Annotated in this window: 11 protein-coding genes; 7 read left to right on the top strand and 4 right to left on the bottom strand. The window is 71.9% G+C overall.

Translation table 11 applies throughout. The features are described 5' to 3' along the window. Positions 1-212: 212 nt before the first annotated feature. From ACIQGV_RS23485 to ACIQGV_RS23465, 5 genes are read left to right on the top strand one after another with little or no spacing between them, the layout of a single operon-like run. Positions 213-971, top strand: coding sequence for a glycosyltransferase family 2 protein (locus ACIQGV_RS23485; protein ID WP_402497076.1), 759 nt, complete (start codon positions 213-215; stop codon positions 969-971). Then, positions 968-2,260: a glycosyltransferase gene (locus ACIQGV_RS23480; protein ID WP_402497074.1), complete on the top strand. Its 1,293-nt coding sequence runs from the start codon at positions 968-970 to the stop codon at positions 2,258-2,260. The genes ACIQGV_RS23485 and ACIQGV_RS23480 overlap by 4 nt, the downstream gene beginning before the upstream one ends. Positions 2,261-2,320: 60 nt before the next feature. Continuing rightward, positions 2,321-3,616, top strand: a complete 1,296-nt coding sequence (locus ACIQGV_RS23475; RefSeq protein WP_402497072.1) for a lipopolysaccharide biosynthesis protein — start codon at positions 2,321-2,323, stop codon at positions 3,614-3,616. Then, positions 3,613-4,632, top strand: coding sequence for a glycosyltransferase family 2 protein (locus ACIQGV_RS23470; protein WP_402497070.1), 1,020 nt, complete (start codon positions 3,613-3,615; stop codon positions 4,630-4,632). Before ACIQGV_RS23475 ends, ACIQGV_RS23470 begins: the two co-directional genes overlap by 4 nt. Continuing rightward, positions 4,629-5,441, top strand: a complete 813-nt coding sequence (locus ACIQGV_RS23465) for a polysaccharide deacetylase family protein (RefSeq protein WP_402497069.1) — start codon at positions 4,629-4,631, stop codon at positions 5,439-5,441. The genes ACIQGV_RS23470 and ACIQGV_RS23465 overlap by 4 nt, the downstream gene beginning before the upstream one ends. A gap of 7 nt (positions 5,442-5,448) precedes the next feature. Here ACIQGV_RS23465 and ACIQGV_RS23460 read toward each other — a convergent pair whose 3' ends face one another. From ACIQGV_RS23460 to ACIQGV_RS23450, 3 genes are read right to left on the bottom strand one after another with little or no spacing between them, the layout of a single operon-like run. Continuing rightward, positions 5,449-6,267 (bottom strand): family 16 glycosylhydrolase, encoded by an 819-nt coding sequence (locus ACIQGV_RS23460; RefSeq protein WP_402497067.1) that lies wholly within the window; start codon positions 6,265-6,267, stop codon positions 5,449-5,451. After that, positions 6,264-7,553: an NAD(P)-binding domain-containing protein gene (locus ACIQGV_RS23455; protein WP_402497066.1), complete on the bottom strand. Its 1,290-nt coding sequence runs from the start codon at positions 7,551-7,553 to the stop codon at positions 6,264-6,266. Before ACIQGV_RS23455 ends, ACIQGV_RS23460 begins: the two co-directional genes overlap by 4 nt. Positions 7,554-7,587: 34 nt before the next feature. Beyond that, positions 7,588-8,643, bottom strand: a complete 1,056-nt coding sequence (locus ACIQGV_RS23450) for an aminoglycoside phosphotransferase family protein (RefSeq protein WP_402497065.1) — start codon at positions 8,641-8,643, stop codon at positions 7,588-7,590. Between the two features lie 137 nt (positions 8,644-8,780). On the opposite strand from ACIQGV_RS23450, the gene ACIQGV_RS23445 reads away from it, so the two are divergent. Both ACIQGV_RS23445 and ACIQGV_RS23440 read left to right on the top strand, forming a co-directional pair. After that, positions 8,781-10,073 carry an ATP-grasp domain-containing protein gene (locus tag ACIQGV_RS23445; RefSeq protein WP_402497064.1) on the top strand — a complete coding sequence of 431 codons (1,293 nt, stop codon included), beginning with the start codon at positions 8,781-8,783 and terminating at the stop codon, positions 10,071-10,073. Positions 10,074-10,228: 155 nt separating this feature from the next. After that, the gene (locus ACIQGV_RS23440; protein WP_402497063.1) at positions 10,229-11,206 is read left to right on the top strand and encodes a UDP-glucuronic acid decarboxylase family protein; all 978 of its coding nucleotides are present in this window, start codon (positions 10,229-10,231) and stop codon (positions 11,204-11,206) included. 61 nt (positions 11,207-11,267) lie between these two features. Here the strand turns inward: ACIQGV_RS23440 and ACIQGV_RS23435 are convergent, their stop codons facing one another. Next, entirely contained in the window at positions 11,268-12,464 is a 1,197-nt protein-coding gene (locus tag ACIQGV_RS23435; RefSeq protein ID WP_402497062.1) for a family 16 glycosylhydrolase, read from the bottom strand. Between the last annotated feature and the right edge of the window lie 112 nt (positions 12,465-12,576).

Below are 12,576 nucleotides of genomic sequence, written 5' to 3'. Positions count from 1 at the left end.
GACGGCCTCGCCCAGGCGCCGCGACGGCCCACGTCAGGGCGTCGCGACCGTTCTGCACCCCCGAACACCGGCTCCGCCCCCGCCTGCCCGGCGGGGGGCGTGCGCGAGCCCCGCCCGAAGAACCGTGACGCCCTCTTGACGTCGCTTACAAATCGGGCGAAAGTGTACGTATACGCTGTAAATATATGGCGTAGATGCGTACTCGGAGATGCATGAGCATGTACAACGACCCGATCATCAGTGACGAGCGGGAGGCCGGGGCACACGCCACCGTCAGCCTGGTCGTGCCGGCCCTCAACGAGGCGCGCAACATCGCGTGGGTCTTCGAGCAGATCCCGGCATGTGTGGACGAGGTCATCCTCGTCGACGGCGACTCCACCGACGCCACGGTCCCCATGGCACAGCACTGCCTTCCCACCGTGCGCAACGTGCGGCAGAGCGGCCCCGGCAAGGGCAACGCGCTGCGTACCGGCTTCCTGGAGGCGAAGGGCGACTACGTGGTGATGATGGACGCCGACGGCAGCATGTCGCCGGCGGAGATCCCCCACTTCGTGCACTTCCTCGACCACGGCTACGACTTCGTCAAGGGGTCGAGGTTCGTCGCGGGCGGTGGATCGCTCGACATCACGCGCATCCGCAGGATGGGCAACCATGTGCTGCTGCTCGCCGCCAACAGGTGGTATGACGCCTGCCTGACCGATCTGTGCTACGGCTTCTGTGCCTTCCGGCGCAGCTTCCTCGACCAGCTCGACCTGCACGCCGCCGGCTTCGAGATCGAGGCCGAGATGATCGTGCACGCCCTGCGCTCCGGTCTGCGCATCGCCGAGGTCCCCAGCCTGGAACTGCCCCGGCGCAGCGGCTGCTCGAACCTCCACGCCATATCCGACGGGCGCCGGGTGCTGCGCACCCTGTTCTCGGAACGGCCGGGCGCCCGCTCCTTCGCCGCCCGGGCCGACAGGAGCGCGGCGTGAACTCCGCCCCGGTGCGTCCTCCCCCTCTCCGGCCCCCGGTGCCGGTGGTCGACATCGACCTGGCCCGTCCGGGCGAGTTCCGGACGCCGGGCGACCGGGGGCCGGTCCGGCCGCAGGGACGGGCCCGGGCGCTCGTCCGGCTGCACGGCTGCCCCCTGGGCATGGTCAGCGCCGCGGACACCTCCGGACCCGACGGTCTGTGGCAGGCGCTGGCCGGTACCGCCCGTGCGGAACTGGCCGGGCCGCTCGCCCGGCACCGCGCAGTGGACCGCGGCGGACCGTCACAGGGCGGCACGGACGAGTGGCCGTGCCGGGGCGTGCGGCGCTCCGCACTTCACCCGGCACCCGTCGTCAGCGTGGTCGTGGCCACGCGTGACCGGCCGGAGAAGCTGGGACACTGCCTGCGGTCGCTGCTGCGCTCGGAGTACCCCGAGTTCGAGATCCTCGTGATCGACAACGCCCCGGCCGACGGGAGGACCGAAGCCCTGGTCCGCGGAGAATTCGCCGGGCGGGTCCGGTACGTCCACGAATCCGTCGCCGGGCTGGCCCACGCCCACAACGTGGGGCTCGCCCGCGCCCGCGGATCCATCGTCGCGTTCACGGACGACGACACGCTCGTCGACCCCGGATGGCTGCCGGCGCTGGCCGGGACCTTCGCGCACGACACGCGGATCGGCTGTGTCACCGGGCTGATCGTCCCCGCGGAACTGGAGACCGGGGCCCAGAGCGCCCTCGAACGGCAGGGCGGTTTCGCGAAAGGGTACGTGCCGCGCTCCTGGTCGCTGTTCGATCCGCCGGCGGACCCGCTGTTCCCGTTCACCGCCGGACGCTTCGGCTCCGGCGCCAACATGGCCTTCCGTACCGAGGTGCTCCGCGCCCTGGGCGGCTTCGACACCGCGACCGGTGCCGGAACCCCCGGCCTGGGCGGTGACGACCTGCTCGCCTTCTTCGAGATCCTGACGGCCGGCCACACGCTCGCCTACCAGCCGCGCGCCATCGTCTGGCACTGCCACCGCCGCACATGGGACGCCGTGTCCGCGCAGGCGTTCGGCTACGGTGCGGGCCTGGGCGCCTATCTCACCGGCGCGCTGCTGCGCGACCCCCGCCGGCTGCCCGCCCTGCTGCGGCGGCTGCCCCGCGGCATCCGCTACGCCGTCACCCGGTCACGCGACCGCGGCGCCGATCCCGAGGCCGGCTGGTCCCGGCGCCTGGCACTCCTGGAAGTGCGGGGGATGGTGTACGGCCCCTGCGGCTATCTCCGCGGACGTCTCGGCGGCGCCGGCAGGTGAGATGAGGTGAGCGGATTGGGCACCAGTCCGGCAATCGACCCGGCGGCCAGAAGCGCCGGTGTGCGACGCAGCCCCCTGGGCATGCTGCGCGCCGGTGTCGCCGCCGCGCTCCCGGGCGAGCCCGTCCTGCGTACGGGACACGTCCTCGCCGTCAGCTCCCTCGTCAGCGCCGGCCTCGGCTTCTTCTTCTGGACCCTCGCGACGCACTGGTACGACGAGCGGATCGTGGGCCTGAGCTCCTCGGCACTCGCCGCGTCCCTCATGCTCACGGGCATCGGGCAGCTCAACCTGAACGACTTCCTGGTGCGGTTCGTGCCGACCGCCGGGCGCCGCACCCGCCGTCTGGTCCTCACCTGCTACGCGGCGAGCACGGCCTTCACCGTGGTGGTCTCCGCGGTGTTCCTCGCGCTGGTGCCGCTGGTCGCACCGAGGCTCGGTTTCCTGCTGACACCGGTCACCGCGATCTGCTTCGTGGTGGCGACCGCCGGCTACGCCGTCTTCGTCCTGCAGGACGGCGCGCTCACCGCGGTCCGTATGCCGGGCTGGGTGGTGGGCGAGAACCTGATCTTCGCCCTCGTGAAGATACTGCTGCTCGCTCTCGGCGCGGCCCTGGGCTTCTTCTCCGGGATACTGCTGTCCTGGGCCGGCGCTCTCGTGATCTCGCTGCTCGTGGCCAACTTCGTGCTGATGAGCCGGGGCATCCCCCGGCACGAGCGCGAGACGAAGGCCGCGCCGCCACCACCCCGGATGCTCGGGTACGCCACGGCCGACTATCTCGGCTCCCTGTTCCGGGTCGCCGGGTACACCCTGGTCCCGCTGATCGTGCTGAACACCCTCGGCGCCGAGCAGAGCGCCTTCTACTCGGTGGCCTGGGGCGTCGCCTACGTGCCCTACCTGCTCGCCCGCAACATGGGGACGTCACTGCTCGCGGAGTCCGTGCGCGGGCCCGAACACCTCGTGGAGCACTCCCTGCGCGTCCTGCGCCACTCGGGGCTGCTGCTGGGCAGCGTCGTACTCGTGCTGGTCGTGGCGGCCCCGCAGATCCTGTCGATCTTCGGCGCCTCGTACGCGGCCGAGGGAAGCACGCTGCTGCGGCTGCTGGCCCTGTCCGCACTGCCGAACCTGCTGCTGAGCGTGGCCATCGACGTGGTCCGGGCGCGGCGACGCCTGCGCTGGGCCGTGGCGTTGCAGGTGGCGATGTGCGTCCTGGCGCTCGGGCTCACCCGTCTGCTGCTGCCGGAGGTCGGCGTCGTGGGCGCGGGCGTCGCCTGGCTCGTCACCCAATGCGTGATCGCCGTCTTCCTGGTCGTGTCCCGGTCCCGCTGGCTCGCGCCCGTCACCGAAGGGTCATCATGAACAGCGCACCCCCCACCGAACGCACCGTCCCCACCCTGTCGGTCGTCATCTGCGCGTACACCCTCGACCGCTGGGAGGACCTGCGGGCCGCGATCGCGTCGGTGCTGGCCCAGGACCCGCCCGCCGACGAGGTCGTGCTGGTGGTCGACCACAACGAGGACCTCCTGAACCGGGCCGAGCGGGAGTTCTCCGGCGTCCGCGTGGTGCCCAACCGGAGGCGGCAGGGCCTGTCCGGGGGCCGCAACACCGGAGTGGAGGTCTCCCGCACCGACGTGGTGGCCTTCCTCGACGACGACGCCACCGCCGAACCGGGATGGACCGGCCGTCTCCTGGCGCCCTACGGCGACCCCCGCGTGGTGGGTGTCGGCGGGTTCGTCCGGCCGTGGTGGCTGACCGGGCGGCCGGTGTGGTTCCCGCCGGAGTTCGACTGGGTGGTGGGCTGCTCCTACCGGGGCCAGCCCCGGCAGGCCGCCCGCGTCCGCAACTTCATCGGCGCCAACATGTCCTTCCGCAGAAGCGAACTCATCGCCGTCGGCGGCTTCTTCGACGCCTTCGGCCGCGTGGGCAGCCGTCCGGTGGCGAGCTGCGACGAGACGGACCTGTGTCTGCGGCTCGCCGCCCGCGACCCGGAGGCCGTCCTGCTGTACGAGCCGGCCGCCGAGATCCGGCACCGGGTCCCCGGGTCCCGCACGAGCTGGGCCTACTTCCGCAACCGCTGCTACATCGAAGGGCTGTCCAAGGCGCTGGTGGCGCGGCGCTGCGGCAGCGGACCGGCGCTGGCCAACGAGCGCGTGTACGTACGGTCGACCATTTCACGGGCCCTCGCCCGGGGCGTCACCCGGATCGGCCGGCCCGGCGCGCTGCGCACGATCGGGGCGCTGTCCGGGGGAGTGGGCGCGACCGTCACCGGCTACCTCGTCGGATCGATCCGCCCGCTGGGCTCCCGGACCGTCCCCGGGCGTCTGCGCCCGCGTCGGCGGGGAGCGGCACAGCCGGCGACGACGGCCCGGTCATGAGCGTCGTACCCGTCTTCCTCTATCACGCGGTGTCGGACCGCTCACCGCGGTGGCTGGCGCAGTTCACCGTGAGCCCCCGCACCTTCGTGGAGCACCTGGACATGATCGCCGACAGCGGACTGCACGTGATCCCGCTGCGGCAGCTGGTCGCCGCCCTGCTCGGCGGTCCCGCGGTGCCGCCGCGCTCCGCGGTGCTGACCTTCGACGACGGATACGCGGACTTCGCGTCCACGGTGGCTCCGGTCCTCGCCGCCCGGGGACTCCCCTCCACCCTGTACGTGACCACGGGCGCCCTGAGCGCTCCCGGAGGGCCTTCGGACAGCGGGCCGTTCCCGTCCGTGACGACGCTCGACTGGTCCCAGGTCAGGGAGCTGGACGCGGCCGGGGTCGAGATCGGCGGGCACACCGTGACCCATCCGCAGCTGGACACGCTGCCCCGGGCGTCGGTGCGGGAGGAGGTGGCCGGCTGCAAGCGGCGGATCGAGGACGAGCTCGGGCACCGGGTCCACTCCTTCGCCTACCCGCACGGCTACTCCAGCCGCACCGTCCGCGCGCTGGTGCGGGAGGCCGGCTGGACCTCGGCCGCCGCCGTCCGGGGTGCGGCGTTCAGCTCGGAGCGGGACGACCCCCTGCGGTTCGCCCGGCTCATGGTCAGGTCGGACACCGGACGGGACCGCTTCGCGCTCTGGACCAGCGGTGCGGGAGCCCCCGTGGCACCCTTCGCCGAGGGAGTGCGGACCAGGGGCTGGCGGGCCTACCGCCGGGCGCGGGCGGTGACCGGGCGGCCCTACCGGGCGCTCCCCGCCTGACGGGACGTCAGTGCTGCCAGACGCGGACCCAGTCCACGAGCATGCGCGCCGAGACGGTGCCCGGGGGCGGGGTGTGGGGGAGGCCGACGGCCAGGTTGAGGATGACCTCCATGGGCACATGGGGGATGCGCTCGGGTTCGGTCACCCGGAACCGTTCGACCCCGTCGACGTACCAGACGAGCCTGTCCTTCTCCCAGAGCACCCCGAAGACGTGGTGTCCGTCGGGGAAGCCTTCCGCGGTGAAGGCCGCTCCCTGCTTCCTCTTCTCGCCCTCGTCGTTGCGCCAGTGCACGAACATCGACAGCGTGCGTGTGGTGCCGAGGAACTCCATGATGTCGATCTCGGGCGGGGTGTACCGGCTCGCGGGCATCATCCAGAACGCCGGCGCCATCCCGCCCTGCTCCGGGATGCGGACCGCCGCCTCGAAGTAGCCGTAGGTGAAGGTCTCCCGTGGTTCGGCGTACCAGTTGTCCCGGCCGGTGGAGATCATGCCGGACACCCAGGGGTAGACCTCTCCGTCGCTGCCGCGGACGGCCCGGCGCTGGGCGGTGAGGGTCAGCTTCCCCCCGTCCACGGAGACCTGGTCGGGCTGGTACCACTCCAGTTCGTCGTTGGTGCGGATGGTGCAGCCGTCCTCGTTCCAGTCGTAGCACGTGGCCCAGCGGTCCGTGTCGAGGCGTGATCCGTCGAACTCGTCCTGGAGGACCAGCCGCCAGACGCCGGGTGCCGGGGGCGAGGGCGCGGAGGGCCCCGCCGGGGAACCGCAGGCGCCGCATGCCAGCAGCACCAGCATGAGCAGACCGGCCGTCACGCCCCGCGCCGTCATGGGAGGGTGCGGGTCCCGGTCGCGACGGAGCGGGCCACGCGGCGCGCGGCGAACCCGGTGCCGGCGACGAACCGCAGCACGGGGCCGAAGGTGGGAGCGGCGGCCAGTCCGGTGAAGAACAGCCCGGGCACCGAGGACTCGAACCCGGACGACAGCCGCGGGGCGCCGTGGAACGTCCAGACCTGACGCCGGAGTTCGGGTGTCAGCAGCTTGAGCCGGTCGACGTCCACCCGGTACCCCGTGGCCAGCAGCAGATGGTCGGCGCGCAGCACCTCCGTGCCCACGCCGGTGCCCACGCCCTCGACCTCGAGACGCACCGTGCCGTCCTCGGCCCCCGTGGAGCGGACCGTACGGCCGCACAGCACCGGGACACGCCCGTCCACGCGGTGCCGCAGCCACCAGCCGCCGGACGGACCGAGCACATTGCGCACGAGCCGCATCCGCATCTCCTGCGGCAGATGCCGGAAGGCGCCGCCGCCGTAGCTGCACGCCAGCAGCGACCAGCCCGGTCCGAGCGGGGAACCCGGCTTGACGATCCGTACCGGAAGCGGCCGGTCGGACGGCCGGTCCGTGCCGGGCGGGCTGCCGAAGGCGACGGACGCCGCGCGGACGATCACGGTGGGGGACGCCCCGGCCTCGTGCAGCAGCGCGGCGCTCTCCAGGGCCGACTGCCCGCCGCCGAGGACGGCGACCCGCTGCCCCGAGAACCGGGTCAGGTCACGGTGCCGGCTGGTGTGGGAGACCAGGTCCCCGGGGAGGGGGCCGGTCAGTTCCGCGGGCTCGTGGGCGAACGGGACCTGTCCGGTGGCCATCACCACGTTCTCGGCGAGGAACTCCTCCCCGGAGTCCAGGGTGACGGCGAACAGCCCGTCCGCATGCCCGACGGCACGGACCTTCTGGTGCTCCAGTTCCGGCACGCGGCGCTCCTGGAACCACTGCCCGTAGGCGGTCATCTCCTCGACGGGAACGGGGTACCGGTCGCCGACCGGTCCGCGTCCCCGCGCGGCACGGAAGTCCGCCAGACGGTATCCGGACTCCGGTGCGGAGAGGGAGGAGGCGGCGGGGACCGACTTCAGGTACATGCCCGCGGGCATGTTGGCCCGCCAGCACTCCATGGGGTCACCGAAAACCCGCCGGGGTGTTCCCGCCGCACTCAGCCAGGCGGCCGTGGAGAGCCCGTAGGGGCCCGCCCCGACGACGACCGTGGGCAGCCGCTGCGGTGAGCCGGGGGCGCCCCTGGTCCCGGCAGTGCCGTGCCGGGCGCTGAAACCGGTGTTCATGGGCATGGCCGTTCCTTCGGTCTCGAGCGCGCCGAGGCCGTCACGGCCGCGCACCGGCCCAGCGGGCGCACTCGTCGAGCACGGGCGCGACCGTGTGGGTGAGCCACCCGTAGCTGTGGCCGAACCTCGGAGACTTGCGGACGTTGTTCGTCACGTGCCACAGCCAGCTCAGCAGGGGGATCGCCGCCGGGTCGGTGACACCGTGGTCCGGGTCCAGTCCGGCCAGCGCGAGCAGCGCGCGGTCGGCGTCCGGTACCCGGCCGGCGCTCAGCGTCTCGGCGACCAGGCCCCCCAGGGGGCGGCCGGTGAGGGTGCTGCGCAGGGCCAGGACGAAGGTGTAGGCGTCGACCTCGCACGGCCCGTCGGCGCAGCCGCTGCCCCAGTCGAAGACACCGGTGACCTGGAGGGGCACGCGGCCGAGCAGCACGTTGCCGGGGTGGTAGTCGCCATGGGTCCAGCCCTCGGTCAGCACGGCGCCGTCCAGGGCCGCGCCCAGCCGGTGACGCAGTGCCTCGAACTGGGCCGCTCGCCGGCCGGACCGGTAACGGGGCATTCCGGCGGCGAGATCCGCCAGCTGCGACTCGTACCAGGCGGAGGCCCTGTCGGCTGCCTCGCGGCGGCGTCCGGTGGCGGCCCGCAGATCCGCCAGCAGGCGCAGGGCGGGAGCCACGACGGCGTACGGGTCGTCAGGGGAGTCCAGGACCAGCCGCTCCGCCGGGACGCCCGGGAGCGTGGTCTGGGCGACGGTCCCCGCGGGCCCGGGCGAGCCGACGACCCGGGGCAGGAGGGCACGCCAGGGGGCGAGCCGGCTGTCGGCGTCGAGCTCCTGCAGGACTTCCCGCTCCCGCGCCGTGACGGCGGCCCCGGCCTCGTCCCTGGGGTGTTTGACCACCAGGCTGCCCGTATCGCGCCGCAGCTCGAACACCAGCAGGCCCGCCTTGGGCAGGGAGGGGCGCCGGACCACGGTGATGTCCCTGGGACCGGCGCCGCGTACGAGCCAGTGAGCCCGGAGGCGGTCGTCGAGCCCGGCCAGCGCTCTCGGGAAGTAGAGGGGCAGCAGACCGGAGAGCGAGGACAGCTTGGCGGGTGTCTTCATACCAGACCTTGCCGGGCCGCGACACGGCCCGCGCTTGCCGGAGACAATGGAGATGGGCGATCTGTCGCTGTCGAGCGGATCAATAGACTTTGTCCATATTAATCCCTTTCGAGGGAAGGTTCCCGGAGAGGGGGCGGGTGGTCCTCTTGCTGGACACCGGTGTGCCCGTACTCCTCGCCAGAATCGGCAACTACCCGCTGCACCACGGCAGTCTGGGCGTGGTGCGCACGGTCGGGCGGCTGGGCGTCCCGGTCCACGCCGTGGTCGAGGACCGCTTCACGCCGGTCGCTCTCTCGCGCCATCTCACGAGCGGGATCGTGTGGCCGACGACCGGTTGCGAGGAACCGGAGCGGCTCGTGGACGGCCTCCTGTCCATCGGCCGGGCGATCGGCGCCCGCTGTGTGGCGGTGCCGACCGACGACGAGGCGGCGGTTCTGCTCGCGGAGCACGCCCGCCGGCTGAAGGAGTGTTTCCTGATCCCGCCCGTGCCGGCCCCTCTGCCGCGCCTGCTGGCCTGCAAGGCGAGCCTGCACCGGATCTGCACCGAAATCGGTGTGCCCTCGCCGCGGTCGCGGGCGCCGGAGAGCCGCGACGAACTGGTCGACGCGGGCCGCGAGCTCGGCTATCCGCTGGTGCTCAAGAACCTGGCGCCGTTCAGCCGGCTCCGCACTCCGGCCGTCAGCGGCACCACCACCGCGGTGTCCGACGAACGGGAACTGCTCGACCGGTTCCCGAAGGCCGCGCCGCCGCCCGTCCTCGTGCAGGAGTACATCCCCAGACGGCAGGCGGAGGACTGGATCACCCACCTCTACTGCGGGGCGGGCGGTGTGCCGCGCGTGCTGTTCACGGGCTTGAAACTGCGCTCCTGGCCTCCGTCCGCGGGGATGACCGCCCGGGCGGTGGCGCTGCGCAACCCCGAACTGGCCCGCCTGGCGGAGCGGCTGTGCCGCCGCGTCGGATACAGCGGACTGGCGGATCTCGACTGGCGTTACGACCGCCGGGACGGGCAGTACAAGCTCGTCGACTTCAACCCGCGTACCGGCGCCCAGTTCCGCCTCTTCGAGAACGTCCACGGAGTGGATGTCGTCCGTGCCATGCATCTCGACCTGACCGGCCGGACCGTGCCGTGCGGCGCCCAGGCCGAGGGACGGGTCTTCGTCGCCGGCCAGCTGGACTTCGCGTCGGTGGCGGCGTGGCTGCGCCATGAGCGCCGGCTGCCCCCCGACCTCCTGAGCGAGCGGCCCACCGAGCGGGCCTGGCTCTGCCGGGACGATCTCCTGCCGGCCACGGCCGAGGCGGTCCGGTTCGCGGCGCTGGTGGCGGGGCGCCTGCTGGGGCCGGAGCGCTCCGGCCCGTCCGGCTGCCGTCGGCCGGGGGCTCGCCGCCACCCCGTCGACGCCATGTCCGACGGCGCGCCTCTCTCCCCGTGACCGGCCGGATCATGGGGCCGCCGGGGCGCCGGGCCCATGGACCTCCGTCCGACGCACGTTGACCCCGGACCGCCGAGGGGTGACAATGTATGTATACGTCGTAAACGTCCTGTATGGCGTAAGCGTCGCTGACGGCTGAGCGGCAGGAGGGTCTCATGCGCGTCGTGGTGTCCGGTGGCAGCGGCTTTCTGGGGTCGCATCTGTGCGAGGAACTGCTCCGCAGGGGTGACAGCGTCGTCTGTCTGGACAACTTCTCCTCGGGCCGCAAGGCCAACGTCGCCCGTCTGATACGCAGGCCGGGCTTCCACTGCGCCCCGTGCGACGTCACGGAGCGGTTCCGTGTCTTCGGGCCGGTGGATGCCGTCGTGCACCTCGCGTCTCCCGCGTCCCCCGCCGACTACCACCACCATCCGCTCGAGACGCTGGCGGTCGGCAGCCGGGGGACGGAGAACATGCTGCGGCTCGCCGAGAGCCGGAAGGCACGCTTCGTCCTGGCGTCCACCAGTGAGGTCTACGGGGATCCGGCGGTGCATCCGCAGGCCGAGGACTACTGGGGACATGTCAATCCCATAGGCCCCCGCAGCGTCTACGACGAGGCCAAGCGCTTCGCGGAGGCTCTCTCCATGGCGTACCGGCGCAGCCGGGGTGTCGACACCGGGATCGTCCGGATCTTCAACACGTACGGCCCTCACATGCGTCCGCACGACGGCCGTGTGATCTCCAGCTTCATCAGGCAGGCGCTCCGGGGGGAGCCGCTGACGGTGTTCGGCGACGGCACCCAGACACGGAGCTTCTGCTACGTCGACGACCTGGTCCGTGGTCTGCTGGCCATGCTCGACTCCATCGAGCCGGGCCCGTTCAATCTGGGCAATCCGGAGGAGCGCACGGTGCTGGAACTGGCGGAGCTGGTGACGGGGATCACCGGGTCCGGCAGCGAGGTGCGCCATCTTCCGCTGCCCGTCGACGACCCTGTCCGCCGGCGCCCTGACATCACCCGGGCCCGCGAGGGGCTCGGCTGGCAGCCGCGGGTGCCGCTGGCGGAGGGGCTGCGGCGCACGGTCGACTGGTTCGCGTCGGAGGCGCAGGCAGTGGTCCGGGAGCCGGAGCGGGCGGCCGTGGCCGGACCGTCCTGACGTACGACGACGTGGGGCGCCGGCCGCGCGAGGCGGCCGGCGCCCTGGTGTGTCCGGTCGGTCAGTGCTGCCAGACCCGCACGTAGTCGACCATCATGTCGGCGGGAACCACATTGGTGTCGCTGTGCTTGGGGTTGATGGCGTTGTTGAGGATCAGATACATCGGGGAGGAAGTGATCCCGGTGGTGATCTGGCCCACCTGCTTGCCGTCGTAGTAGTACGTGACGGAACCCGGCTTCCATTCGGCGCCGAACGTGTGCCAGCCGCCGGAATAGGTGCCGGAGGCGCACCCGCCCGGACCGCCCGCCGTGGAATGGAAGTGGTAGCAGGCGGATCCGCCCAAGCCTTCCAGGACGTCCATCTCGCCGTCCTCCGGCCAGTTCTGCCCGTCCGTCCAGAAGGAGGGCCAGTTGGCCATCTCCGTCCCGATCGAGGGCGTGTGGATACGGGCCTCGAAAGCGCCGTAGGTGAACTGGGCCTTGCCGTTGCTGGTCACCATGCCGGAAAGGTAGGGATACGTCTTCCCGTCCACCGTGGTCGGCTTCTCGATGAGCTTGAGGTGGAGCGATCCGTCACTGACGGAGACCTGCGACGGGGAGTAGGCGGACCCCTCGGCCGAGTTGATCGGTTTGGTGACGCACCCGGGGCAGCCGAACCAGTTCGAGTTCCACTTGGACCCGTCGAGAGCGGTGCTGTTGAACTCGTCGCTGAACACCGGGCGCCATGAGCCGGCGATGCCGACAGGACCGGCGGCGGCCGAAGGCGGCGCGGTGGTCGCTGTCGGCGTGGGCGTGGGCGTCGGGGTCGGTGTGGGCGTCGGGGTGGGAGTCGGCGTCGGGGTGGGAGTCGGCGTCGGCGTCGGTGTGGACGGGGATCCGGAGGTGAAGGATTTCACCGGAGAGAGACTGCGCCAGCTGCCCTGGAACTTGTACGCAACGAAATATGAATAATTGCCCGCCGGGAATGCGCGGGAGCCCGAGGTGTAGGTCGTGGTCCGATTTCCCAGAGTGGTCGCGGTGGCTCCGGGGAAGTCGTAATGAGAATTGCCGGCCGACCGCACGGCGACCGTGAGCGCCTGCAGTTTGATCGTCCTGGTGCTGTGCACCTTTGCGGTGGCTTTGAATTGTCCGTCCGGGGCCGCCGACACGGACAGGGAATCGACCACGACGCCGGGGGCGGCTGCTTCCGCCTGGTTCGCCTGTACGGAGACGCCGCCGGCGAGCGCGACGGCGGCGAGCGCGAAGATTCCCAGTTTCATGCGCGTCGCACGGGGGCGGCGATGTCGAGGTGTGTCAGTTGTGCAATTCATTGGCATGTACGCGTGACCTTTCGCCCCCCTCGCGACAGTCGCGCCATTCCCGGCAGATGGG

It is taken from the genome of Streptomyces sp. NPDC093094 (assembly GCF_044754345.1).
In the GTDB taxonomy this organism is placed as follows: domain Bacteria; phylum Actinomycetota; class Actinomycetes; order Streptomycetales; family Streptomycetaceae; genus Streptomyces.
This window is presented reverse-complemented; position numbering and strand designations above follow the sequence as displayed.